Annotated in this window: 22 protein-coding genes; 9 read left to right on the top strand and 13 right to left on the bottom strand. The window is 69.0% G+C overall.

Features of this window, described 5'->3' with window-relative positions; genetic code table 11:
* Positions 1-61 precede the first annotated feature (61 nt).
* From ASD34_RS20370 to mltG, 4 genes are read right to left on the bottom strand one after another with little or no spacing between them, the layout of a single operon-like run.
* Entirely contained in the window at positions 62-445 is a 384-nt protein-coding gene (locus ASD34_RS20370) for a PilZ domain-containing protein (protein ID WP_056581007.1), read from the bottom strand.
* Positions 442-1,461: a DNA polymerase gene (locus ASD34_RS20365; RefSeq protein ID WP_056581004.1), complete on the bottom strand. Its 1,020-nt coding sequence runs from the start codon at positions 1,459-1,461 to the stop codon at positions 442-444. The genes ASD34_RS20370 and ASD34_RS20365 overlap by 4 nt, the downstream gene beginning before the upstream one ends.
* Positions 1,458-2,129 (bottom strand): dTMP kinase, encoded by a 672-nt coding sequence (gene tmk / locus ASD34_RS20360; protein WP_056582576.1) that lies wholly within the window; start codon positions 2,127-2,129, stop codon positions 1,458-1,460. Before tmk ends, ASD34_RS20365 begins: the two co-directional genes overlap by 4 nt.
* 5 nt (positions 2,130-2,134) lie before the next feature.
* A complete protein-coding gene (gene mltG, locus ASD34_RS20355) occupies positions 2,135-3,163 on the bottom strand; it encodes an endolytic transglycosylase MltG (RefSeq protein ID WP_056581001.1) in 1,029 nt (342 codons plus the stop codon).
* 139 nt (positions 3,164-3,302) lie between these two features.
* On the opposite strand from mltG, the gene ASD34_RS20350 reads away from it, so the two are divergent.
* Positions 3,303-4,229, top strand: a complete 927-nt coding sequence (locus ASD34_RS20350) for a YgfZ/GcvT domain-containing protein (RefSeq protein WP_056580998.1) — start codon at positions 3,303-3,305, stop codon at positions 4,227-4,229.
* Between the two features lie 145 nt (positions 4,230-4,374).
* Positions 4,375-5,289, top strand: a complete 915-nt coding sequence (locus ASD34_RS20345) for a hypothetical protein (RefSeq protein ID WP_056582574.1) — start codon at positions 4,375-4,377, stop codon at positions 5,287-5,289.
* A 16-nt stretch (positions 5,290-5,305) separates the two neighbouring features.
* Here ASD34_RS20345 and ASD34_RS20340 read toward each other — a convergent pair whose 3' ends face one another.
* From ASD34_RS20340 to ASD34_RS20330, 3 genes are read right to left on the bottom strand one after another with little or no spacing between them, the layout of a single operon-like run.
* Positions 5,306-6,190, bottom strand: a complete 885-nt coding sequence (locus ASD34_RS20340) for a YbgC/FadM family acyl-CoA thioesterase (protein ID WP_056580995.1) — start codon at positions 6,188-6,190, stop codon at positions 5,306-5,308.
* Positions 6,187-7,101, bottom strand: a complete 915-nt coding sequence (locus tag ASD34_RS20335; protein ID WP_056580994.1) for an alpha/beta hydrolase — start codon at positions 7,099-7,101, stop codon at positions 6,187-6,189. Before ASD34_RS20335 ends, ASD34_RS20340 begins: the two co-directional genes overlap by 4 nt.
* Before the next feature lie 53 nt (positions 7,102-7,154).
* Entirely contained in the window at positions 7,155-8,027 is an 873-nt protein-coding gene (locus tag ASD34_RS20330; RefSeq protein WP_056580990.1) for a 2-keto-4-pentenoate hydratase, read from the bottom strand.
* Positions 8,028-8,090: 63 nt separating this feature from the next.
* On the opposite strand from ASD34_RS20330, the gene ASD34_RS20325 reads away from it, so the two are divergent.
* The 7 genes from ASD34_RS20325 to ASD34_RS20295 all read left to right on the top strand — a co-directional run bounded on the left by ASD34_RS20325 (position 8,091) and on the right by ASD34_RS20295 (position 17,091).
* On the top strand, positions 8,091-9,227 hold the full coding sequence (locus ASD34_RS20325; RefSeq protein ID WP_056580987.1) for an iron-containing alcohol dehydrogenase: 1,137 nt from the start codon (positions 8,091-8,093) through the stop codon (positions 9,225-9,227).
* 175 nt (positions 9,228-9,402) lie between these two features.
* A complete protein-coding gene (locus ASD34_RS20320) occupies positions 9,403-11,745 on the top strand; it encodes a type VI secretion system Vgr family protein (RefSeq protein WP_056580985.1) in 2,343 nt (780 codons plus the stop codon).
* A 23-nt stretch (positions 11,746-11,768) separates the two neighbouring features.
* Positions 11,769-12,206 (top strand): hypothetical protein, encoded by a 438-nt coding sequence (locus ASD34_RS20315; RefSeq protein WP_056580982.1) that lies wholly within the window; start codon positions 11,769-11,771, stop codon positions 12,204-12,206.
* A gap of 7 nt (positions 12,207-12,213) precedes the next feature.
* Positions 12,214-14,871 (top strand): DUF2169 domain-containing protein, encoded by a 2,658-nt coding sequence (locus tag ASD34_RS20310; RefSeq protein ID WP_056580979.1) that lies wholly within the window; start codon positions 12,214-12,216, stop codon positions 14,869-14,871.
* On the top strand, positions 14,868-15,992 hold the full coding sequence (locus tag ASD34_RS28500; RefSeq protein WP_056580975.1) for a pentapeptide repeat-containing protein: 1,125 nt from the start codon (positions 14,868-14,870) through the stop codon (positions 15,990-15,992). The genes ASD34_RS20310 and ASD34_RS28500 overlap by 4 nt, the downstream gene beginning before the upstream one ends.
* Positions 15,989-16,684 carry a DUF3540 domain-containing protein gene (locus tag ASD34_RS20300; RefSeq protein WP_082548857.1) on the top strand — a complete coding sequence of 232 codons (696 nt, stop codon included), beginning with the start codon at positions 15,989-15,991 and terminating at the stop codon, positions 16,682-16,684. The genes ASD34_RS28500 and ASD34_RS20300 overlap by 4 nt, the downstream gene beginning before the upstream one ends.
* Positions 16,685-16,704: 20 nt before the next feature.
* Positions 16,705-17,091, top strand: coding sequence for a DUF4150 domain-containing protein (locus tag ASD34_RS20295; RefSeq protein ID WP_056580973.1), 387 nt, complete (start codon positions 16,705-16,707; stop codon positions 17,089-17,091).
* Positions 17,092-17,106: 15 nt separating this feature from the next.
* Here ASD34_RS20295 and ASD34_RS20290 read toward each other — a convergent pair whose 3' ends face one another.
* From ASD34_RS20290 to ASD34_RS20265, 6 genes are all read right to left on the bottom strand, one after another.
* Positions 17,107-18,093: a tripartite tricarboxylate transporter substrate binding protein gene (locus ASD34_RS20290; protein WP_056580970.1), complete on the bottom strand. Its 987-nt coding sequence runs from the start codon at positions 18,091-18,093 to the stop codon at positions 17,107-17,109.
* Positions 18,094-18,199: 106 nt separating this feature from the next.
* Complete coding sequence (locus ASD34_RS20285) at positions 18,200-19,288, bottom strand: hypothetical protein (protein WP_056580967.1); 1,089 nt, start codon at positions 19,286-19,288, stop codon at positions 18,200-18,202.
* Positions 19,285-19,698, bottom strand: a complete 414-nt coding sequence (locus ASD34_RS20280) for a type II toxin-antitoxin system VapC family toxin (RefSeq protein ID WP_056580964.1) — start codon at positions 19,696-19,698, stop codon at positions 19,285-19,287. Before ASD34_RS20280 ends, ASD34_RS20285 begins: the two co-directional genes overlap by 4 nt.
* A 13-nt stretch (positions 19,699-19,711) precedes the next feature.
* Positions 19,712-19,969 carry a type II toxin-antitoxin system Phd/YefM family antitoxin gene (locus ASD34_RS20275; protein ID WP_056580961.1) on the bottom strand — a complete coding sequence of 86 codons (258 nt, stop codon included), beginning with the start codon at positions 19,967-19,969 and terminating at the stop codon, positions 19,712-19,714.
* Between the two features lie 65 nt (positions 19,970-20,034).
* Positions 20,035-22,407, bottom strand: a complete 2,373-nt coding sequence (locus ASD34_RS20270; RefSeq protein ID WP_056580957.1) for a Tex family protein — start codon at positions 22,405-22,407, stop codon at positions 20,035-20,037.
* A 79-nt stretch (positions 22,408-22,486) separates the two neighbouring features.
* Positions 22,487-23,452 (bottom strand): sensor histidine kinase, encoded by a 966-nt coding sequence (locus ASD34_RS20265; RefSeq protein ID WP_056580954.1) that lies wholly within the window; start codon positions 23,450-23,452, stop codon positions 22,487-22,489.
* Between the last annotated feature and the right edge of the window lie 14 nt (positions 23,453-23,466).

The raw sequence follows: 23,466 nt of genomic DNA, 5'->3' as shown, positions 1-23,466 counted from the left end.
CTGTGGGAGATCGCGCCGTGTCCGGAGTTCCGCGTCACAGGGACGGCGGCGGAGAAAGAACTCAGATGGTCTGGGTGGCGCGGTCGGAGGCCATGGAACCACCGAGCGCGGCTTCGATGCGCGCCTTCAGCTGGCGCGATTTCTCATCTGACGGAAAGCGCACGCCGACGCCCGGCGCCCGGTTGCCGGCGGCGCGGGCCGGCGTGATCCAGGCGACCTTGCCGGCGACCGGGTATCGCTGCGGGTCTTCGGGCAACGTGAGCAGCACGTAGACGTCGTCCCCCAGTCGGTACTCGCGCGTGGTCGGAATGAAGATGCCGCCTTCGGCAAACAGCGGGATGTAGGCCGCGTAGAGCGCGCCCTTTTCCTTGATGGCGAGCTGGATGACGCTCGGCCGGGCGGGCGTGGCAGACGAAGCGGCGGCGGGAGCGGCAGGTTGGTTCATGGGCGGCGAGCGGCAGAGTTTAGGGTGCTTCGCGCCTCGCTCACAAGCGCTTCGAGCATGAGGCCGGCGTTGAACGGATGTTCGGCGGTTCGCGCCGCGCTGGCGAGCGATTTCGACCAGCGCGCCAGCGCCAGCTTGTGCGGGGCCGGTGGCAGGTCGGCCGCGTCGAAGAAACGGGGTTCGGCACCGTGACCCACGGCCATCAGGTCGTGGCAGAGCTTCTGCAGCGAGACGACGGCCTGGGCCGGCGCCTGGTCGGCCAGCGCGCCCACGTCGCCGCGCGACACGGCCTTGGGCAGCAGCGACCACGCCTTGGGCGACTGGCCCGAGCGCGCCAGCCGCAGCGCATCGCTGGGCCGTCCACCCGCGGCACGCAGCAGCTGCGCGGCATCGGCGGCCGGCACATCTTGTGCCACCAGCCAGGCTTCGGCCTCGGCGGTTGCGGGCCACGGCAGCGTGAAACCGAGACAGCGGCTGCGAATGGTCGGCAGCAGCTGCCACGCGGCTTCGCTGGCGAGCACGAAGCGCACGTCGCCGACGGGCTCCTCAAGCGTCTTGAGCAGCGCGTTGGCGGTGATGGTGTTCATGCGCTCGGCCGGATACACGAGCACGACCTTGCCGCGGCCGCGCGCGCTCGTGCGCTGCGCAAAGCCAACCGCGTCGCGCATGGCTTCGACGCGGATCTCGCGGCTGGCCTTGCGTTTCTTGTCGTCGATGTCGGACTGGGCCTTTTCGTCGAGCGGCCAGCCGAGTTCCTGCATCGCGACTTCGGGCATCAGCACGCACAGGTCGGCGTGGGTGCGGACCTCGATGGCGTGGCAGCTCGCGCAGTGGCCGCAGGCGGCACCGCCCTCCTCCGGCTGTTCGCACAGCCAGGCGGCGGCGAGCGCCAGCGCGAGTTCGTACTGGCCGATGCCCGACGGGCCTTGCAGCAGCCAGGCATGGCCGCGCTGGCGCAGCAGCTCGGCCAAGGGCTGGCGCAGCCACGGGGTCAGCGTGTTCACCGGCTCGCTCATTGCGCCGCTCCCTGCACCGGCGACAGCACGCCACGCGCCACCAGCGCGGTGTCGATCTGCTGCCAGACCTGGTCGCGGGCCTGGCTCGCATCGATGCGCACGAAGCGCGACGCATCAGCGGCGGCGCGGTCAGCGTAGCCCTGCGCCACGCGGCGGAAGAACTCGACGGGCTGGGCCTCGAACTTGTCGGGCACGCGCGCGCCGGCCAGGCGCTGGGCGGCGATCTCGGGGGCGAGGTCGAACCACACGGTCAGTTGCGGCTGCAGCAGTTGCGACGCCGGCACGCCGGCTCGGCCCGCCTGCACCCACTGCTCGAGCGTCGAGAGCACAGTCGTGTCGAAGCCGCGTCCCGCGCCTTGGTAGGCAAAGGTGGCGTCGGTGAAGCGATCGCACAGCACGACCTCGCCGCGCGCCAGTGCCGGCTCGATCACCTGCGCGATGTGGTCGCAGCGGGCCGCGAACACCAGCAGCGATTCGGTCAGCGGGTTCATCGGCTGTTCGAGCACCAGGGCGCGCAGCGTCTCGGCCAGCGGCGTGCCGCCGGGTTCGCGCGTGCGCACCACGGTGCGGCCCTGCGCCTTGAAGCGGGCTTCCAGCGCGTCGAGGTGGCTCGACTTGCCCGCGCCGTCGATGCCTTCCAGCGTCAGAAACAGACCGCCATTGCTGATCGAACTCATTGGGTCGCCTTGGGTTGGGAACTGCTGCTGCCACCGCCTCGCTGGTAGCGATTGACCGCGCGGTTGTGGTCGTCGAGCGAGTTGCTGAACTGGCTCGTGCCATCGCCGCGCGAAACGAAGTACAGCGACTTGCTCTGCGCTGGCTGCACGGCCGCCAGCAGTGCGGCCTTGCCGGGCATGGCGATAGGCGTCGGCGGCAGGCCGCCGCGGGTGTACGTGTTCCAGGGCGTGTCGGTCTGCAGGTCGCGTTTGCGCAGGTTGCCGTCGAAAGCGGTGCCCAGGCCGTAGATCACGGTAGGGTCGGTCTGCAGGGGCATGCCGACGCGCAGCCGGTTGGTGAAGACGGCCGCGATCTCCGCGCGGTCGTTGGCCTTACCTGTCTCCTTTTCGACAATGCTGGCCAAAATAAGCGCCTCATCGGCCGATTTGAGCGGCAGATCCGCCGCGCGCGCTGCCCAGGCGGCTTCGAGCTTCTTGTCCATGGCCCGCATGGCGCGCTGCAGCAGCGCGATGTCGGTCGAGCCCTTCGAATAGGTGTAGGTGTCCGGGAAGAAGCGGCCTTCGGGGTGCAGGCCGGGCTTGCCCAACGCGGCCATCAGCGCGTCTTCGGTCATGCCCGTGCTTTCCGGCTTGAGCTGTTCAGCCTTGGCGAGCGCCGCGCGCACCTGGCGGATGTTCCAGCCTTCGACCAGCACCACGCTGCGCGTGGCTTCCTCCCCGCGCACCAGGATGTTGAGCAGCAGCTTGGGCGTGACGCCGCGTTCCAGTTCGTAACTGCCCGCGCGCATCTGGCGGTCTTGTCCCGAGATGCGGAACCACCAGTACAGCAGTTGCGGCTGCACATCGGCGCCCGCGTCGGCCACGGCCTGGGCGATGCCGCGCGGCGTGGTGCCGGGCTCCACGGACAGGTCGACGCTGGGTGTCGGCAACTTGAGCGGCTGGTGCACCCACCAGAGACCGGCGCCGCCGAGCGCCAGAACGGCCAGGGCCACGAGCAGGAAGAGCGTGAGGAAGAAGCTGCGCACGAATCCGAGGAAAAGACGGAAGAAGAAAAAAGGGCCCGCCAGACGATGGACACAGGCCCGCGGGAAAGGCCGGCCCCATCGCTGCGACGGGGAATCCCTGCCGCCCCGAAGGAACAGGCACGGCCATGATAATTCAGCGATGACCACAGTCGTTCTCAATGGGGTGAGCACCCTGCCCCACCTCGGCGTGATTCGCGCCGAAGGCCCCGCTGCCGCCAGCTTCCTGCACGGCCAGCTGACGCAGGATTTTTCTCTGCTCGGCGCCACCGAGGCCCGCCTGGCGGCGCTCTGCACGGCCAAGGGCCGCGTGATCGCCAGCTTCATCGGCATCCGGCCGCAGCCTGAACTCATCCTGCTGGTGTGCAGCCGCGACATCCTGGCGGCCACGCTCAAGCGCCTGTCGATGTATGTGCTGCGCGCCAAGGTCAAGCTCACCGACGCCACCGAGCAGTTCGTGCTGCACGGCGTGGCCGGCACCGCCCTGACCGCCAACGGCCTGGACGCGGCCCTGCCGCCCGGTCGCCGCACCGCCATCGGCGAAGACATCAGCGTGGTGTCGCTGTACCCGGCCGACGGCGTGCCGCGCGCACTGTGGATCGCCCCTGCCGACCAGAAGGCGCCCGTGGGCCCGACGCTCGATGCCGCCCTGTGGCCCTGGAGCGAGGTGCGCAGCGGCATCGTCACGCTGACCACGCCGGTGATCGAGGCCTTCGTGCCGCAGATGATCAACTACGAGTCGGTGGGTGGCGTGAACTTCAAGAAAGGCTGCTACCCCGGTCAGGAAATCGTGGCGCGCAGCCAGTTCCGCGGCACGCTCAAGCGCCGCACCTACCTCGCGCAGACCGACGCCCCGCTGGCCGCGGGCCAGGAGGTGTTCGCGGCCAACGACGCCGAACAGCCCGTGGGCACCGTGGCGCAGGCTGCGCCCGCGCCGGATGGCGGCTGGTCGGCGCTCATCTCCATCCAGATCGCCGCGCTCGAGGCCGGCGGCCTGCACGCGGGGGCGCCGGGCGGACCGGCGCTGTCGATCGACCCGCTGCCCTACCCGCTGCTCGAAGACATCTGATTCCCCCTGCGTCCCTGTCTTCTTTCCGGGGGCGCTTGGCGCTGTCTCACGACAGCGCCATTTTTTTGCGCGACGCTTAACCCCATTCGCGAGGCCGCGCCGTAGAAGCCTGCATCGATCCACTCCTGGCAAGGAAGCCACCATGATGCAGCGCAGACTTCTTCTTTCCACCGTCCTGGCCCTGACCGCGCTGTCGGCGGGGGCGGAAAGCCCGGTCGTGCGGCCCTACGCGCCGCCGCCGGCCAGCCGCATCGGCGGCCTGATGCACATCAGCATCGTCGACCGCACGAACGGCGCCGAGTTGCCGGTCTACCGCCACCGTGGCGAGTACTGGGTGGCCGGCCGACCCGGCGCGCGCTATGCGATCCGGGCGCGCAACGCGATGGGCGAACGCGTCATGGCCGTGATGTCGGTGGACGGCGTCAACGTCGTCACCGGTGAAACCGCGGGCGTCGGCCAGAACGGCTACGTGTTCGGCCCACGCGAGCGCAGCGACATCACGGGCTGGCGCAAGAGCGATTCGCAGATCGCGGCCTTCGAGTTCGCCGCCGCCGGCAACTCGTACGCGAGCCGCACGGGCCGCCCCGACGACGTGGGCGTGATCGGCGTCGCGATGTTCCGGGAGCGTCGGCCGGAACCGCCGCCGCCGGTCGTGACGCCGTATCCGTCGCGCGACGAGTACAGCAACCGCGAACGGCGCAGCGAGACACCGTCCTCGATGGCCGATGCGCGCGCCAAGGCGGCGCCGCCCGCCGGCAGTGCCGACATGGCCGCCGAGTCGTCCGCCGGTGCCATGGCCCGCCAGTCGGCGCCCAGCCCGAGCCTGGGCACGGCGCACGGACGGCGCGAAACCTCGTACGTCGGCAAGACGACCTTCGAGCGCGCCAGCTCGCAGCCCGACGAAGTGATCCGCATCCGCTACGACAGCCGCGAGAACCTGGTCGCCGCGGGTGTCATTCCGATGCCGCAGCGCTGGCCGCGCCCGTCGGGTCCGTCGGGTCCGTCGCCGTTCCCGGGCTCGGACCCCGGCTACGTGCCGGACCCGCCGGCCCGCTACTGACCCCAGGTTGCGGCGCTCAGCGCAGCGCGCGCCGCATCTCGATGTGCGGAATGCCGGCTTCCTCGAAAGGCTGGCCGTGCACCGCGTAGCCCAGCCGCGCATAGAAGCGCTCGGCACTGCGCTGCGCGTTGAGCGCCACTACGCGGTCGCCGCGCGCGCGGGCCGCGTCTTCGAGCGCCTGCACCACGGCCGCGCCGTGGCCGCCGCTGCGCAAGGTGCGGTGCACCGCCATGCGGCCGATGTGCGACACGCCGTCTTCCGCGGGCAGCAGCCGGCCCGTGCCGATGACCTGGCCGATGCGGTTGCGCGCCACCGCATGCAGCACGACGGCGTCATGCGCGTCCCACTCCAGCTCCTTGGGAATGTTCTGTTCCTCGATGAACACGGCGCGGCGCAGCGCGCCCGCGCCTTCGCCGAGGGCCGCCCAGTCGCCGGTCTCGACGGTGCGCATCGGCTCGCCGGCCTCGAAAGCCATCAGCGTTTCGCGCAACGCCGAGGGCACCGGCTTCGAGGTCTGCGTGGCCGGGTCGGCAAACACATAGACAAGCTCGCAGCCGACCAAAAACTGGTCCTGGCGGAACAGCCCACCCTGGAACACGATCGACGAATTGCCGATGCGCGCGCACTTCATGCCCACGTCGATCACGTCGTCCATGCGGGCCGAGGCGCGGAAGTCGACGGTCGCCTTGCGCACGTACAGGTCGCCGCCCAGTTCCAGCATGGCCTCTTCGTAAGGCAACGCCATCGCCCGCCAGTAGTCGGCGATGGCGGTGTCGAAGTACATCAGGTAATGCGCGTTGAAGACGATCTTCTGCATGTCGACCTCGGCCCAGCGCACGCGCAGGCGGTGGAAGAAGCGGAAGTCCTCGCGCACGGGGGTGTCGTTGCTGTGGTCGCTCATGGGTTCAATGCCTCTTTCAGTGCGCGGGCCGCGTCGTTCTGCGCCTGCAGCGCTTCGGGAATCGCGCGGCCCATCTTGATGAATTCGTGGATCACGCCACGGTAGATTTCCAGGTCGACCGCCACGCCTGCGGCGCGCAGCTTGTCGGCGTAGGCGATGCCTTCGTCTACCACCGGATCGGCCTCGGCCAGCCCGATCCAGGCTGGCGCCACGCCGTCGACGTCATCGGCCAGCAAAGGTGCAAAGCGCCAGTCGTCGCGGTCGGCGGGCGTGTTCACGTACTGGCCGAAGAAGAAGTCGATCATGGCCTTGGTCAGCAGCGGGCCGTCGACGTGGCGCCGGTGCGAGTCGGTGTCCTGGTGCGCGGCCATGCCGGGGTAGATGAGCAGCTGCAACGCCACCGGCAGGCCCGCATCGCGCGCCAGGATGGCGCACACGGCCGCCAGCGTGCCGCCTGCGCTGTCGCCGCCCACCGCCAGGCGCGTGCCGTTCAGGCCCAGGCTCGCGCCCTGCGTGGCGATGAACTGGAAGGCGTCCCAGGCATCGTTCGACGCGGTCGGAAACTTGTGCGCGGGCGCGAGCCGGTAGTCGACCGACACCACCGCGCAGCCGCTCTTGAGGCTGAGCACGCGGCACAGCGTGTCGTGCGTGCGGATGTTGCCGACCGTGAAGCCGCCGCCGTGAAAGTACACGAGCACTGGCAGCACGTCGGCCGACGGCGCATACAGCCGCGCCGGAATGGCGTGGCCGTCGCGCGCGGCGATGTGGAAGTCTTCGATGCGCGCCAGCGCGGGCTTGGGCACCTCAAGCACGCCCGCGCCCTTTTCATACGAAGCCTTGGCTTCGTCGGGCGTGAGCTGGTCCAGCGGCGGATGGCCCGCGCGCCCCATGCGCTCGACCACGCCGGCCATCTTCGCGGTGAGTGCGGGCTGCGTGAGGCGGTGGTTCGTTATCGTGGGGGCGTTCACTTGAAAGACACCACCACCGGTTGCATGCGCGACAGCCCTTCGTAGCTCACCACCACCGTCTGCCCGGCCTTGGGCGGCAGCAGCGGCGAGAACGAGCCCAGGCTGATCAGGTCGCCCGGCTTCAGCACGATGCCTTCCTTGGCCAGCGCGCCGGCCAGCCACACCACGGCATTGAGCGGATGCTCGAGGATGTCCGAGCCCTTGCCGGTGGCCAGTTCCTTGCCCTGCCCGTCCTTCATGACCACGCGCATGTCGCGCAGGCTTTCGAGCATCCAGGCCTGGCCGTCGGCCGTGGTCGGCACATCGACCGGCAGCCCGCGCACGCCCAGCCGTGCACCGACGTTGATGGCGGCCACGCCCGGGCCGTTGAGCTTCGGCGGCGTCTGCACCGCGAGGTCGGGCAGTTCGATGAAGGGAATCAGCTGGTCGATGTTGGCCAGCACCTCGGCCGGCGTCCTGGCCTTGTGGATGTCGGCGCTCTTCACGCGCACCAGCATGTCGGCCTCGAACAGCGGCCGCGCGCCGAAGGCCGCATCGACCACCGCGCCGCTGTCCAGCAGCATGCGCTGGTAAAGCACGCCCCACACCGGCTGGTCGTAGTTGAAGCGCTTTTGCACCGCGGGGTTGGTGAGGCCCGCCTTGTAGCCGATCACGTCCCCGAGGTTGCGCGCATGCAGCACGTTGAGCTTGGCGCGCGTGCAGGCGGCGTCGGCTTCGCTGAGGTTCTCGATGTCGGCGGCCGGCGTGCGTGCGGCCTGCGCGGCGGCAAAGTCGGCCACCTGGGTGTCGCTCAGGCAGGCGGCCTGGACCGAGGCGGCCAGCAGCGCTGAGCCCAGTGCGACAGACGCAAGGGTTTTGTTGGTGGGCAAGAATGTCCCCTCTTGTTAGATTCGAACGGTCAGCAATCGTACTGCCCTCGGGCGTTTCCCCTCATGGCCCTCATCCAATACCTCACCCAGATCCAGTTCGAATTCGGCGCCATCAAGCTCCTGTCGAGCGAGTGCGCGCGCATCGGCATCAACCGCCCCCTGATCGTCACCGACGCCGGCGTGCGCGCGGCCGGCGTGCTTCAGAAGGCACTCGATGCCATCGCCGATCTCGAGGTCTCGGTGTTCGACCAGACGCCCTCCAACCCGACCGAGGCCGCGGTGCGCGCCGCCGTCGAGCTGTACCGCAGCGGCCGCTGCGACGGCCTGATCGCCGTGGGCGGCGGCTCCGCCATCGACTGCGCCAAGGGCGTGGCCATCGCGGCCACGCACGAAGGCCCGCTCAAGACCTACGCGACCATCGAAGGCGGCTCGCCCAAGATCACCGAGCGCGCGGTGCCGCTCATTGCCGTGCCCACCACCAGCGGCACCGGCAGCGAGGTGGCGCGCGGCGCCATCGTCATCGTCGACGACCACCGCAAGCTGGGCTTTCACAGCTGGTTCCTCATGCCCAAGGCCGCCATCTGCGACCCCGAACTCACGCTCGGCCTGCCGCCCCGCCTCACCGCGGCCACCGGCATGGACGCCATCGCGCACTGCATGGAGACCTTCATGTCGGCCGCCTTCAATCCGCCCGCCGACGGCATCGGCCTGGACGGCCTGGAGCGCGCCTGGGGCCACATCGAACGCGCGACCAAAGACGGCAGCGACCGCGAGGCGCGCCTGAACCTCATGAGCGCGTCGATGCAGGGCGCCATGGCCTTCCAGAAGGGCCTGGGCTGCGTGCATTCGCTGAGCCACAGCCTGGGCGGCGTCGATCCGCGCCTGCACCACGGCACGCTCAACGCCCTCTTCCTGCCCGCGGTGATCCATTTCAACGCCGGCGCCGAGTCGGTACAGAAAGAACAGCGCCTGCAGCGCATGGCGCAGGCCATGCACCTGGACTCGGCCGGCGACCTCGGCCACGCGATCCGCGACATGAACGCGCGCCTGGGCCTGCCCAAGGGCCTGGCCGAAGTGGGCGTGACGCCCGCGATGTTCGAACAGATCATCGACGGCGCCATGGCCGACCATTGCCACAAGACCAACCCGCGGCTGGCCACGCGCGACGACTACAAGGCGATGCTCGAAACGTCGATGTAAAACCTTTGCGTCACTCCTGCTGCGCAGGCGTGCAATCCGTTTCACAAAAGGCCGTTCTCGACGGCCTTTTGCATGGGCGCGTCATGGATGTGACACGCGGCGTTTTCATACTGTCCACGACCCATCCGCAGAGGCTTCGCATCCGTGAAAGCCCGAGGGGTCAGGGAAGTGCCGAATGCCGCGTACCGTTCAAGTCCATACCGTCCTGAGCCCCGAGCAGCTCAAGTTCCGCGCAATGCGGGGGCACGAAGGACTCTCGCAACTCTTCGAGTTCGAGGTCGACATGGTCAGCACCAGCTTCAACCTCGACCTCAAGCGCCTGCTCGGCACCTCCCTCACGCTGGCCATTGCCGACGACGGCGCGCCGCGCTACCTCAACGGCACCGTGGTTCGTTTCGAGCTGGTCGGTCGCGCCAATGAAACCGGTCGCCACTACATCTACCGCGCGCTCGTGCAGCCCTGGCTGTGGTACCTGACGCGCACCAGCGACTGCCGCATCTTTCAGAACCAGAGCGTGCCCGAGGTGCTCGATGCCGTGCTGGGCAAGTACGGCTTCCAGTTCGAGAAGCGCCTCACGGGGAGCTACCGCCCGTGGGAATACTGCGTGCAGTACCAGGAGAGCGACTTCGCCTTCGTGAGCCGTCTCATGGAGCATGAAGGCATTGCGTACCACTTCGAGCACGGCAACGGGTCGCACCTGCTCGTGCTGACCGACGATGCGGGCGGCTACCGCAAGCTGCCGGGTCATGCCCGTATTCCGTATCGCCCGCGTGATCGCGTGGTGAATGCGCTGGAACCCTGCATCGACCGCTGGCGCGTGGCCGAGCAGATCACCTCGGGCCGCGTGATGCTCGACGACTTCGACTTCAAGAAGTCGCGCGCCTCGCTGCAAAGCGTGCAGCAGGACCCCAAGGGCCACGAGCACGCCACCTACGAAGTCTATGAGTGGCTCGGCGGCTACAGCGAGCACCAGCAAGGCGACACGTACGCGAAGATCCGCCTGCAGGAGCTGCAGTGCGCGCACGAGCTGGCCTCGGGCCACACCAACGTGGTGGGCATGGCGCCGGGCCACCTGTTCGAGATGACGCACTGTCCGCGCGAGGCCGACAACCGCGAGTACCTCGTCACCGAGACGCGCTACGACCTGCGCGAGCCCGAGTACTCGAGCGGCGGCAGCAGCGAGTCGGTGTGCGAGTTCGACTTCACCGTGCTGCCTTCGGGTGTGCCCTACCGGCCCGCACGTACCACGCCGCGCCCGCGCACCAATGGCCCGCAGACCGCCACCGTGGTCGGCCCCGAGGAAATCTGGACCGACCGCTTCGGCCGCGTGAAACTGCAGTTCCGCTGGGACCGCTACGGCCAGTCGGACGAGAACAGCTCGTGCTGGGTGCGTGTGTCGAGCAACTGGGCCGGCGCCAACTACGGCACCATGCACATGCCGCGGGTGGGCCAGGAAGTGATCGTCGATTTCATCGGCGGCGAGCCCGACCGTCCCATCATCACCGGGCGCGTCTACAACAGCGACCAGATGCCGCCGTGGGAACTGCCGGCCAACGCCACGGCCAGCGGCATCCTCACGCGCTCCAGCACCGGCGGCGCGGCCAACCAGGCCAACATGCTGCGCTTCGAGGACCGCACGGGCGCCGAGCAGATCCTGTTGCACGCCGAACGCAATCTCGACGTCGAAGTGGAAGCCGACGAAACCCACACCACCGACGGCACGCGCACCACGCTCATCAAGGGCCACGAGTCGGCCACCTACCAGGACGGCGAAACGCGCGACATCACCGCGGGCGCCAAGGAGACCATCACCGGCGGCGACACGCGCGACGTGACGGGCGGCTTCAGCGAAACCGTGAGCGGCGGCGTGACGCAGCGCATCACGGGCGGCAAGACGCGCACGCTCAGCGGCGGGCTCAGCGACACCATCTCCGGCGGCGTGACGCTCGCCATCAGCGGCGGCTTCAACGGCACCATCGACGGGCAGGAAATCCGCTTCGTGAGCGCGGGCCGCAACGACACGATCAACACCTCGAACACCGTGCTCGTCAATGGCCCGTCGACCACCACCGTCACCGGCCCCACCGTGCACACCTCGCCGGACGTGACCTTCAACACCACGAACCACATCCACAACACGACACAGCACGTGATCAACACCAACGTCTACAACACGACGTCGAACACCTACAAGAACATCACGAACGACTACACGAACAACTCGAAGACCTACATCAACAACTACGCGCAGAGCAACGACTGGCGCTGGCGTCGCGCGGGCGGCGTGGGCATGCGTTTCTCGGCGGTCGGGCTGGCGCTCGACCTGTGGGGACTGCGCCAGCAGAACTACATCCTCAACTCGCAGTTCTCGGGCATCCGGCTCGACGTGGCGGTGTTCCGCTCGCAGAACTCGGCCACCGAGATCGAGGGGAAGATGCTCAAGGTCGCGAACATCGGCATGAAGATCGCCAGCGGCGGCCTGGCCTTCGCCGCCAAGGCGATGACCGTGAAGGTCTGAGCCGCCGATCGATCGCATCGCCAATGCCTATCTGGGAACAGGTCCTCTGGAGCGTCTTCGCCGTGATGATGGGCGGGGCTTTGCTGGCCGGCGTCGCGGTGGTCATCACGGCCACGCGCGAGCAGCGCAAGTACACGCAGGAGCGGCGCATCGGCGAGCGCCTGGGTCTCTCGGGCGTGGCCACGCACGGCGTGGTGGCGCAGGTGCGGCGCTCCGAACACCAGCTCACGAGCCCGGGCAGCCATGGCCAGCGCATGGTGGCGCTCGAATTCACGCTGCAGATGCCACCGTCGTCCCCGGTGCCGAGCGTGGTGCTGTGCACGCTGGTCGACGAGCTGCTGCTGCCCCGCCTCGCGGTGCCGGGCGCGACGCTGCACCTGGTCCAGGACCCGGCGCATCCCGACGTGGTGGCGGTCGACCGGCAGCGCACGCCGCTCGAAATGGCGCCCGCACGGAGCTAGCCGCGCCTTGAAAACCGTCAAGCCGCTGCGGCTGAGCGTCATCACGCGCCCCTTCCTGCGGGGCCGCCAACAGCGCCTGGGCGTCACGCTGATCGGCATGGTGTCGATGGACGACGCGCCCGTGCTGCTGCCCGAGCCGGAGTTCTGGAAGATCGCCGCCGAAGAGCTCGGTCCCACCGGCGCCATCGACCTGGGCATTCCGAAGCCCGACGCCGAGTTCCTGGCCACCGGCCACGCCTACACGCACCACCAGGACGACAAGACCGCGTGCGCGGTCGCGATGCGCGTGGGTGAGCTTTCGCGCCAGCTGCTGGTGTTCGGCGACCGCTTCTGGCTCGACGGCCGCGCCACCGCGCCGCAGCCCTTCGAATCGATGAGGCTGGACGCCAAGCGCGCCTATGGCGGCCCCGGCTTCGCCGAAAACCCGCAAGGCATCGGCCACGCACTCGAGACCGTCAACGGCCTGCAGGTGCAGCGCCTGCCGAACATCGAAGACCCGCAGCAGCGCATCGACCGGCCCGATCGCGAGACCGAGCCCGCCGGCTTCGGCGCGATCGACCTGACCCGGCCCAGCCGCATGCGCCTGATCGGCCGGCAGTACGACGGCCACTGGCGCGAGCACCTGTTCCCCGGTTTTGCGGAGGACATGGACTGGCGCTTCTTCAACGCCGCGCCCCCGCAACAGCGCTGGCCCGCGCGCGACCACATCCCCGGCGGCACGCCTTACGAGATCTGGCACATGCACCCCACGCAACCGGTGCAGCGCGGGCGGCTGCCCGACTGGCGTGCGCGCGCCTTCATCGCACGTCGAAGCGGTCGCGGCCGCGAGCCCGAGCAGTTCGACGAGGTGCCCATGCGTCTCACCACGGCGTGGTTCTTTCCGCACCGCGGACAGGTGGCGCTGATCCATCACGGCGAGATCGACATCGTGGAAGACGACGCCGACGACGTGACGCACGTGATGCCGGCCATCGAGGCCGCGAGCGATGCGCCGCGTCCGCTGGCGCACTACTTCGCCCTCCTCCAGCGCCGCTGCGATCCCGAGACCGGCGCGCTGCATGCGGCCCGCGACGACGAACTGCTGCCCACGCAGGCCCTCGGACCCTGGCTCGACACGCTGGACGACGGCGAGGAATCCGCGATGGTGCGCAACATGCGCGAGCGCGGCGACCGGCTGCGCGCGGACATGATGCAGCAGGCGCGCGAGGCCGGCCACGATCCGCGCCTGCTGCGCGAACGGCCGATGCCAGAGCCATTCCGAAAGATGCCGACGCTGGCCGAGCTGCCCGAGTTCGTCGAGCGCACTCGGCGCTTCACGCAAGACCAGCGCCAGGCGCTCGAAGACGGGCGGCGCGAACTCGAACGTGCAGGACGGCTCAACGCGGCCGAGTCGCGCCAGGTCGGTTTCGACTCGGGTGCGCTGGTGGCCGGCGTCGAGCGCACCACGGCCAAGGGCCCGCCCGCCTTCGATGCGCAGGCCGTGCTGCAGGGCATGTTCGGCATCGCCGCCGCGACGGGCACGTCCGCGCTGCCGCCTGCCCAGCAGCAGGCCTTCGCGGCGGTGGTCGAGAAAGGCCAGCGCGGACTGATCGACATGTACCGCATGGGCGCGCAGCACCAGTCGCCCGCCGACGTGCTCGAAGGCGAACACGCCACCGAGGCGCGCCGGCGCGTCCAGGACGCGATGGCCACCACGCGCGACCTCTCGGAGATGGACCTCACGGGCGCCGACCTGTCGGGCATGGACCTGCGCGGTGCGCGCCTGCATCGCACGCTGCTCGAACACGCGAACCTCGAAGGCGCCCGGCTCGATGGCGCGGATGCCACCGAGGCCGTGCTCGTGCGTGCGCGCCTTTCGCGCGCCTCGCTCGCGGGCTGTGTGCTGCACCGCGCGAACCTCAGCCTGGCCCGTTGCGTCGGCACCGTGTTCGCCGGCGCGCAGCTGCACCACACCACGCTCGAGCAGACGCACTTCGACCACTGCGACTTCTCGCAAGCCTCGCTGGAGCACCTGACCGTGCTCGGCCTGCAGGTCGAACACTGCCGCTTCGATGCAGCGCGCCTTTCCTACGTGACCTTCCTCGAACAGACCCGCCTCCAGGACTGCAGCTTTCGCAACGCCGTGCTCCACAAGGTCGGCCTGATCTCGTGCATCGCCGAGCGGCTCGACTTCAGCGCGGCCAAGCTCGAAGCCTGCGCCTGGGCCCACACACCGGGCGACACCGGCATCGTCTTTCGGGGTGCGACCCTGCACACCACCTGCTTCGTCGGCACCAGCAGCCTGCGCACCATGGACTTCGAAGATGCGACGCTGGTGCAGTGCGGCCTGCGCGAGATGCCGCTGGACGGCGCGCGCTTCGTGCGTGCCACGCTCGACACCTGCGACCTCTCGGCCTGCAGCCTCACGGGCGCCGACCTGAGCGACTGCGATGCGCCCGAAAGCCTCTTCATCCGCGCCGACTTCACGCAGGCCTCGCTGCGCGGCGCCAACCTCATGCACGCCAGCCTCCAGAAAGCCCGCCTGGTCCGCACCGACCTGCGCGGGGCCAACCTGTTCCGCGCCGATGTCTCGCAGACCCTGATCGACGGCGTGACCGAAACGCGCGGCGCGCACCTCGAACAGGCCAAGACCCTCCCGCGCCGGGCCTCGGATCCGGTGCGATGACGCCGGCCGAGCTGGCAGCGAAGATCCGCGGCGGCGAACACATCCAGGACCAGGACTTCCAGGGCATGAACTTCGACGGCATGGACCTGCGTGGCGGCAGCTTCGGCGCCTGCGACTTCCGCCGCGCCAACCTGCAGGCCGCGCGTCTGGGCGAATCGGTGTTCGACAGCTGCCGCTTCGACGACGCGATGCTCGACGCCGCCGACCTTCAGCACGCCGCCTTCCACCGCTGCGCCCTGCCCCGCGCACGGTTGCGGTCCACGGCGATGGCGCACGCGGTCTTCAACGAGGCCGATCTGTGCGGTGCCGACATGACCGAAGCGCAGGCGGGCCAGGCCACCTTTCACCAGAGCACGCTCGACGGCGCGGGCTTCATGCGCGCGGACCTCACGAAGTCGGTGTTCGGCGAGTGCCGCCTCGACGGCACGCGCTTCGACGAGGTCGCGCTGAACACCACCGTCTTCTACCGCGCGGCGCTGCGCGGCACGCACTTCAAGGGCGCGAGCTTTCACAACGTGATCTTCGGCGAGGCCGACCTCGCGGGGCAGGACTTCGCGGCGCAGTCGTTTCATCTGTGCCAGTTCATCGACGCCGATCTGACGGGCTGCAGTTTCGCTGGCGCGAGGCTGAGCCAGTGCAACTTCAAGGGTGCCAAGCTGGAAGGCGCGGTGCTGTCGGGCGTGCAGGCGCCGCAGTGCCTGTTCCCTGAAGCCGACCTGCGACGGGCCGACGCGCGCGGCGGTCACTTCGACCAGAGCCTGTGGGTCGGTGCGCGGCTCGACGACGCCGACCTGTCGGACGCACGGCTCGAACAATGCGTGTTCCACCGCGCGAGCTGCCGCCGCACCGCGTTCGCCCGCAGCCACCTCGTGTACGCGGATTTCTCCTACGCCGACCTCGGCGATGCCGACCTGCGCGGCGCCACCTTCCATCGCACGCAGATGCACCGCGCGATCCAGACCGGCGTGCGCTGGAGCGACCGCCTCGGCGTGCTCGACAGCGACCCGGCGCTGTTCGAGGCCGAACGCTTTTCCGCGGCCCGTGCGAGCCGTCCCCAGCGTGCCGGCCGCGACACCTTCGGCCGGCCGCTGCCGATCGATCCACAGGACACCTCGCCATGAACCAGCCAGCCTTCCGCGAACCGGCCTCGTCGCAATCGGACACCTTCGACGTTCGCATCACCGAGATGCACGCGCTGCTGCGCAAGCCGCTGCCTTCGGCCGCCGCGCCGGCCTGGACCGGCAGCGCGCTCGGCACCGTCGTGCAGGCGCTGCCCGATGGCCGCTTTGTCGTCGAACCACAGGTCGGCGGTGCCCCGTGGCATTGCCCGCGCGCCGCCAGCTGCCTGTTGCAGCCGGCCACCGGCGATGTCGTGCTCGTGGCCGGACCGCAGCGCGACCAGCTGTTCCTGATCGCCGTCGTCACGCAGGCCGACCCGGGCCAGTCGCAGCTCGTGGCCGACGGCGACCTCACGATCCGCTCGCGCCGCGGCGGCATTGCGCTGCACGCCTCGGCGTTCACACTTCAGGCCGACAAGGCGACCGTCGACATCACCGACATGGCCTACCGCGGCGCCGAGGTGCGCGTGACCACGCTGGTCGCCCGCTTCGTGGGCCGCACGCTGGAGACCGTGCTCGACCGCCTGAGCCTGCTCACGCGCTCGAGCTTTCGGCTCACCGAAGAGGTCGAGCAGGTGCGCGCGGGACAGATCGACATGCAGGCCTCGGAAAGCCTGCGCCTGCACGCCAAGAACACCTTCGTCACCAGCCAGGCGCTGGTGAAGGTCGACGCCGAACAGATCCACATGGGTTGATGCAGAAAAGGAGCTGAACCATGTTCGCCAACGCACAGATGATGGGAATGGACCTCGCATTTCCCGATGTCTGCAAGACACCGCCCGCGCTGCCCGTGCCCTACCCCAACATCGCGCTGGGGCCGACGGCCCTGCCCAACGCCTGGAACATCCTGTACGGCGGCACGCCCGTACACAACATGGCGACCACCACGCCGATCACCAATGGCGACAACGCCGGCGTGCTGATGGGCGTGGTGTCGCAGACGGTGATGGGACCGTCGCGCCACATCACCGGCGCGTTCACGGTGCTGCTCAAGGGCACGCCCTGCACCCGCATGACCAGCCTGGCGGTGCAGAACCGCTGCAACATCGTGGGCATGCGCATCGTGCCCAGCCAGTTCAAGGTATTGGTGCTGGCGCCCTGAGACCGCGCGGGGCGATCACTCCAGCTTGACGCCCGCGGTGCGGATCACCTTGCCCCACTTGGTGGTCTCGGCGGCGATGAAGGCGTCGAACTCCTCGGGCGTGCTGCCCGCCGGGAAGGTGCCCATGGCGTCGAGTTTGGCGCGCGTCTCGTCGCTCTTGATGATGCGCGCCACCTCCTCCGACATGCGCTTGACGATGTCGCGTGGCGTGCCCGCCGGCGCCAGCATGCCGGCCCAGGTGCTGCCGGTGAAGCCCGCGAAGCCCTGTTCGATGAAGGTGGGCACGTCGGGCACGGCCGGCAGGCGCTTGTCGCCGGCCACGCCGATCAGCCGCACCTTGCCGGCCTTGCCCTGGTTGATGAGGCCCGTGGGCGCATCGAAGAACAGCTGGATCTGCCCGCCCATCAGGTCGGTCAGCGCAGGCACCGCGCCGCGGTACGGGATGTGGATCATGTAGGTCTGCGTGAGCGACTTCCACAGCTCGCTCGTGAGGTGCGCGGCCGAGCCGTTGCCCGACGAGCCGAAGCTGATCTTGCCGGGATGCTTGCGTGCGTAGTCGATGAGCTCGCGCGCGGTCTTGAACGGCGCGTCGTTGTTGACCGCCGCCAGCAGCGGCGACACCCCCATCAGCGATACGCCCACGAGGTCCTTGCGCGGGTCGTAGGGCAGCTTGGGGTACAGCGTGGTGTTGGCCGCGTAGGCGGCGATGACGACTCCGAAGGTCGTGCCATCGGGCGCGGCCTTGGCCACGGCATCGACGCCGATGAGGCTGTTGGCGCCCGGCTTGTTGTCGATCACCACCGGCTGGCCGAGCCGCGTCTGCAGGCCCGCCTGCACCAGCCGTGCCATCTGGTCGGTGAAGCCGCCCGGTGTGTAGGGCACGACGATGCGGATCGGCTTGTTGGGCCAGGTGCTCTGCGCGAAGGACGGCGCCGCAAGACTGGCGGCAGCTGCAGCGGTGGCAAGAGAAAAACGGCGGCGTGAGAGCACGGCGTGCGGCATGGTTGGGACTCCCTGGAGTGGCTGCGTCGATGAATGGTCCGGACCATTCTCGAAGCGCCCTCGCACGCAGATGCTCAGGGTTTGTCCCCGACGTGGCCGCGCGGGCTCAGAGCGGCAGGATGTCGCGCGAACGCCCGTCGTCGCCGAGCCAGGCCTCGAACTCGTCCGACAGCCGCGTGGCCTCGCGCGTGGCCTGGCCCCAGGCCGCGATGCGCGCCTGCGCGTCGTTCGCGAAGCGGATGAAGTCCTTGCGGTCGGGCAGCTTGCCGTGCGGCAATGTCTTCACCCATTCGGGGTTGGGCGCCAGCACCACCATGCGGTCGAGAAAGCGCGTCGACTTGTGGCGCCAGCGCAGCCCCTTGTCGAGCCAGCCCGGCACCACCGCCTGCTGGAAATGCGGGTAGAGCACGATGCCATCGTCGGCCCCGTCATGGGCAGATTGGTAGTCCAGGTGCAGGTGGTAGTCGGTGATGCCGCCGTCCCAGTAGGCACCGCGCGGCGCGCCCGGAATGTCGTGCACCGCGGCCAGCAGGAACGGAATGGAGCACGAGGCCTGCAGCACCCGGTTGAAGTTGGCCTCGCTCAGTGCGTGCTGGCGCGTGCGGAAGTCGGTCGTGCCGAACGGCAAGGCCGCGCCGGGCGTGGAGAACACGCAACGCTCCAGCCAGGCGCCCAGGCTCTTGCGGTGCAGGCTGTTGCTCGCGAAGGCACCCAGGTAGCCGACCGGCGTGCGCGCCCTGCCCTCGCGCCCGAGGATGTGGCGCCCGCGCGAGGTCACCACGTGCAGCCGGTAGCGTGAATGGCCCAGCACCTCGCCGATGCGTCCGCCGTAGAAAGCGTCCAGGCTCTCCGCGAAACGTTCGCTGAGCTGATGCGGGCTGAGCCGCTTCTGGCCCGGCGGCACTTCGAATTGCTGGCGCACGTAGTCGTGCTCGAAGCGCCCGAACGCCGCCTCCGGGTCCGACAGGCACGCCGTCGCCAGCCGCCACGCGCCGATCGACGCCCCCACCAGGTCCACCGGCTGGCTCGACTGCGTGAGCCAGCGTCCGAAGATGAAGCGGTCGAGCGGCCCGAGGATCAGCCCCTTCGGACCGCCCGCCGCGCCGGGGATGGTGCGCACGTCCTGCGGGCGCAGGCCGTGCTGTTCGATGTGCGCGCGGGCCGCGGGGCCGGCGTAGATGCGCAGGGCCTTCATGCGGCACCCGTTTCAAAAGGATTGAAGACCTCGACACCGAAGCCGGCAAAGTCGCCGACGTTGCGCGTGACGACGGTCAGCCCGTGCTGTTTCGCCGTGGCGGCGATCATGGCGTCTTCGTACAGCGTGACGGAGCTGCGGTGCATCAGCCGGGCCCACAGCCTGAAGGTCTTCGCATCCATCGGCAGGACGTTGTACGACGCAGCGACCAGCTCGACCCATTGCTCGATCTCGTCCGCCTTCGCGGCATCCTGTTCGCGCGTGAGTTCGATGCCGGCCTGGATATCTCCCAGCGTCACGGCCGACAGGTGAAGCTCGCTGTCGGGAATGGGCGCCAGCCACGCCAGGACGGCGCCATGAGGACGAAGCCGGCGCAGTTCGGAAATGACGTTCGTGTCCAGAAGGTACATGCCGCGCGCGCCTTCAACGGGCCGGGGTGACGCGTCGCCTGCGCGCGGCGCCGCGCTCGGGCACGAGGAACTCGGTGCGCGCCTCGTCGGTGCACAGCAGCTCCTTGAGCGAGGGCTTGGCGATGGCATGCAGCCGCCGCCATTCCGCGGCCGGCACCAGCACGGCCGCCTCGGCACCGCGCCGGGTGACCATTTGCGGCCCGTCATTCAGACAGGCCTCCAGGAATTCGCTGAAACGCGCTTTCGCGTCTTGTACCGGCCAGGTTTTCATTGGCGCCACCCCATCAGACTAGTTAGATGACTAGTTTAACGGAGTGACCTTCGATCTGCTGGCGGTTACTTGCGCAACCCCTGCAGCTTCGCAAACGCACTGGCCATCTGCCCGGCAGGCTGCGGCGAGTTGTCGCGCCGGCCTTGTTGCTGGCCGCGCCCTGCGCCTTCGAAGCGGTTGTCGCGCGGGCCGTCGCGGCGCGCGGGGGCGGCGTCGAGCTTCATCGACAGGCCGATGCGCTTGCGGGCCACGTCGACTTCCATCACCTTGACCTTGACGATGTCGCCGGTCTTGACGACTTCGCGGGCGTCGTTGACGAACTTGTGGCTCAGCTGGCTCACGTGGACCAGTCCGTCCTGGTGCACGCCGAGGTCGACAAAGGCGCCGAACTGCGCCACGTTGCTCACGGTGCCTTCGAGGATCATGCCCTCGGTGAGGTCGGAGATGTCGTCCACGCCGTCGTTGAAGCGCGCGACCTTGAAGTCGGGGCGCGGGTCGCGGCCGGGCTTCTCGAGTTCGCCCAGGATGTCCTTGACCGTGATGACGCCGAATTTCTCGTTCGCGAACAGCTCGGGCTTGAGCGTCTTGAGCATGTCTGCACGGCCCATCAGCTCGGCGATCGGCTTGCCGGTCTTCACGATGATCTGCTCGACGACCGGATAGGTTTCGGGGTGCACACCGGTGATGTCCAGCGGGTCGGCGCCGTCGCGGATGCGCAGGAAGCCGGCGCTCTGCTCGAAGGCCTTGGGGCCGAAGCCGGTCACGTCGAGCAGCTGCTTGCGCGTGGAGAACGCGCCGTTGGCTTCGCGCCAGCGCACGACGGCCTTGGCCACGCTGGCCGACAGGCCCGACACGCGGCTGAGCAGCGGCACGCTGGCGGTGTTCAGGTCGACGCCCACCGAGTTCACGCAGTCTTCGACCACGGCCTGCAGCGTGCGCGCGAGTTCGCTCTGGTTCACGTCGTGCTGGTACTGGCCCACGCCGATGCTCTTCGGGTCGATCTTCACGAGTTCGGCCAGCGGGTCCTGCAGGCGGCGCGCAATGGAGGCGGCGCCGCGCAGGCTCACGTCGACGTCGGGCATTTCCTGCGAGGCGAATTCGCTGGCGGAATACACGGACGCGCCGGCTTCGCTGACCACGACCTTGTCGACCGTCATTTCGGGCGCACCGGCCTGCGCGGCCATCTTGGCCAGCAGCTTGATGAGGTCGCCGGCGAGCTTGTCGGTTTCGCGGCTGGCGGTGCCGTTGCCGATGGCGATCAGGTTCACGCCGTGCTTGGCGCACAGCTTGCCCAGCGTGTGCAGCGAGCCTTCCCAGTCCTTGCGCGGCTCGTGCGGGAACACGGTGGCGGTCTCGACCAGCTTGCCGGTCGAATCGACCACGGCCACTTTCACGCCGGTGCGGATGCCGGGGTCCAGGCCCATCACGACGCGCCGGCCGGCAGGCGCCGCCAGCAGCAGGTCGCGCAGGTTGTCGGCGAACACCTTGATGGCGACTTTTTCGGCGTCTTCGCGCAGGCGGGTGAACAGGTCGCGCTCGGTCGACAGCGCCAGCTTCACACGCCAGGTCCAGGCCACGCACTTGCGCAGCAGGTCGTCGGCCGGACGGCCGGCGTGGCTCCAGCCCAGGTGCAGCGCGATCTTGCCTTCGGCGATGCTGGGCTTGCCCGGCTCGGGCTCGACGGGCAGCACGAGCTTGGCGTCGAGCACTTCGAGCGCGCGGCCGCGGAACACGGCCAGGGCGCGGTGCGAAGGCACGCGGCCGATAGGCTCGTCGTAGTCGAAGTAGTCGCGGAACTTGGCGACGTCGGCGTTGTTCTCGTCCTTGCCGCTCATCAGGCTGGACTTGAGCAGGCCTTCGTTCCAGAGCCATTCACGCAGGCCCTGCACCAGGGCAGCGTCTTCGGCCCAGCGCTCGGACAGGATGTCGCGCACGCCGTCGAGCACGAGCGAGACGGTGGAGAAATCGGGACCCGGCTTGCCGTCGTCCAGCGTGGTGGCGGGCTGCAGGAAAGCCTGGGCTTCGACGGCGGGGTCGAGCGTGGGGTCGGCCAGCAGCTTGTCGGCCAGCGGCTCGATGCCGAACTCGCGGGCAATCTGGCCCTTGGTGCGGCGCTTCTGCTTGAACGGCAGGTACAGGTCTTCGAGTTCCTGCTTGGTGGGTGCGAATTCGATCGCGGCGCGCAACTCGGGGGTCAGCTTGCCCTGCTCGTCGATGGCCTTGAGCACCGCCACGCGGCGGTCTTCAAGTTCGCGCAGGTAAGACAGGCGGGCTTCCAGTTCGCGCAGCTGGATGTCGTCGAGGCCGTCCGTGACTTCCTTGCGATAGCGGGCAATGAACGGAACCGTGGCGCCTTCGTCGAGCAGTTCGACGGCGGCCTTCACCTGGTGCTCGCCGACCTTGATTTCAACGGCGAGCTGGCGAATGATTTTCTGCATGTCTTGAGCGCGTCCCTGGCAAAGCGCGGAAGTTTGCCATAGGCGAAGGCGCCTCCTGCCAGCCGCCCTTGCGGCGCTGTTACAACGTACTTTCAACCTCCGCCGCGACCGTTGCCGGCCGCTGCACTTCGCCGGGCATGACGAGCCGAATGCGCAGCCCGTGCGGCGCCACGTCCATGACCTCCAGTTCCCCGTGCAATGCGTCGGCCCGCTCGCGCATGCTGCGCAGTCCCTTGCCGCCGGGCTCGCCGGTTGCGGTATCCAGGCCGCGGCCGTCGTCGAGCACTTCCAGCACCAGCCCGTGCGAACGTTCGCGCGGGCCAAAGCGCACTTCCACGCGGGTCGCCTGCGAATGCCGCAGCACGTTCGACAAGGCCTCCTGCGCGATGCGGCACAGCTGCATCGCGACCTCGGAGCTCATCGGCGGCGACAGCGCCACATCCTGTACGTTCCAGACGAGCGCGATGCCGAGCCGGTCGAACGCCGGCTGCAGGCGGTAACGCAAGTGACCCAATCGTTCGCCGATGCGGGTGTCGGCCTGGTCGTCGAGGGAGTCGACCGTCATCTGCAGTTCGAGCAGGCAGGCCTGCAGGGCCATCGACAACTCCCGGGCGTCGGCGGAGCGCGGGTCGTAGCTGGCCATGAGCGCCACCAGCCGCGAACCGACGCCGTCATGCAGGTCGCTGGCGATGCGGCGGCGCTCGGCGAGCACGGCCTGGGCCTGGCGATACCGCACGAGGCGTCGGCGCGAGAGGTACCAGGTGCCGACGATCATGCAGAGCACGGCGATATTCACGCCCTGCAGGGCCCAGAAGGCAGCCGGCATCTCCGTGCCCAGCGCGGTGATCGCCGAGGTGGCGCGGATCACCTGCCCCACCACGGGCGTCAGGTGCAGCGCGCAGGCCAGCCCAACCCATAGCAGCATGCGCTGGCGCGAGGCACGCGGCCACAGCCAGACCAGGAGCACGCACCACGCGGCGATGGACAGCCACACGAACTGGTCCTCCAGGAAATACGGCGGCAGCGGAGGCAACGGCGCGGGCATCGATGGCTCCGCTG

The organism is Variovorax sp. Root473 (assembly GCF_001426505.1).
Taxonomy (GTDB): Bacteria; Pseudomonadota; Gammaproteobacteria; order Burkholderiales; family Burkholderiaceae_C; genus Variovorax.
The sequence above is the reverse complement of the archived record's forward strand: the minus strand, read 5'-3'. Positions and strand labels throughout refer to the sequence as shown.

Excerpts from the sequence above, each read along its gene's own strand:
- ASD34_RS20370 (WP_056581007.1), bottom strand. The coding sequence starts at position 445 with ATGAACCAACCTGCCGCTCCCGCCGCCGCTTCGTCTGCCACGCCCGCC.
- ASD34_RS20365 (WP_056581004.1), bottom strand. The coding sequence starts at position 1,461 with ATGAGCGAGCCGGTGAACACGCTGACCCCGTGGCTGCGCCAGCCCTTG.
- ASD34_RS20350 (WP_056580998.1), top strand. The coding sequence starts at position 3,303 with ATGACCACAGTCGTTCTCAATGGGGTGAGCACCCTGCCCCACCTCGGC.
- ASD34_RS20345 (WP_056582574.1), top strand. The coding sequence starts at position 4,375 with ATGCAGCGCAGACTTCTTCTTTCCACCGTCCTGGCCCTGACCGCGCTG.
- ASD34_RS20340 (WP_056580995.1), bottom strand. The coding sequence starts at position 6,190 with ATGAGCGACCACAGCAACGACACCCCCGTGCGCGAGGACTTCCGCTTC.
- ASD34_RS20335 (WP_056580994.1), bottom strand. The coding sequence starts at position 7,101 with ATGGCCGGCGTGGTCGAGCGCATGGGGCGCGCGGGCCATCCGCCGCTG.
- ASD34_RS20325 (WP_056580987.1), top strand. The coding sequence starts at position 8,091 with ATGGCCCTCATCCAATACCTCACCCAGATCCAGTTCGAATTCGGCGCC.
- ASD34_RS20320 (WP_056580985.1), top strand. The coding sequence starts at position 9,403 with ATGCCGCGTACCGTTCAAGTCCATACCGTCCTGAGCCCCGAGCAGCTC.
- ASD34_RS20315 (WP_056580982.1), top strand. The coding sequence starts at position 11,769 with ATGCCTATCTGGGAACAGGTCCTCTGGAGCGTCTTCGCCGTGATGATG.
- ASD34_RS28500 (WP_056580975.1), top strand. The coding sequence starts at position 14,868 with ATGACGCCGGCCGAGCTGGCAGCGAAGATCCGCGGCGGCGAACACATC.
- ASD34_RS20300 (WP_082548857.1), top strand. The coding sequence starts at position 15,989 with ATGAACCAGCCAGCCTTCCGCGAACCGGCCTCGTCGCAATCGGACACC.
- ASD34_RS20295 (WP_056580973.1), top strand. The coding sequence starts at position 16,705 with ATGTTCGCCAACGCACAGATGATGGGAATGGACCTCGCATTTCCCGAT.
- ASD34_RS20290 (WP_056580970.1), bottom strand. The coding sequence starts at position 18,093 with ATGCCGCACGCCGTGCTCTCACGCCGCCGTTTTTCTCTTGCCACCGCT.
- ASD34_RS20285 (WP_056580967.1), bottom strand. The coding sequence starts at position 19,288 with ATGAAGGCCCTGCGCATCTACGCCGGCCCCGCGGCCCGCGCGCACATC.
- ASD34_RS20280 (WP_056580964.1), bottom strand. The coding sequence starts at position 19,698 with ATGTACCTTCTGGACACGAACGTCATTTCCGAACTGCGCCGGCTTCGT.
- ASD34_RS20275 (WP_056580961.1), bottom strand. The coding sequence starts at position 19,969 with ATGAAAACCTGGCCGGTACAAGACGCGAAAGCGCGTTTCAGCGAATTC.
- ASD34_RS20270 (WP_056580957.1), bottom strand. The coding sequence starts at position 22,407 with ATGCAGAAAATCATTCGCCAGCTCGCCGTTGAAATCAAGGTCGGCGAG.
- ASD34_RS20265 (WP_056580954.1), bottom strand. The coding sequence starts at position 23,452 with ATGCCCGCGCCGTTGCCTCCGCTGCCGCCGTATTTCCTGGAGGACCAG.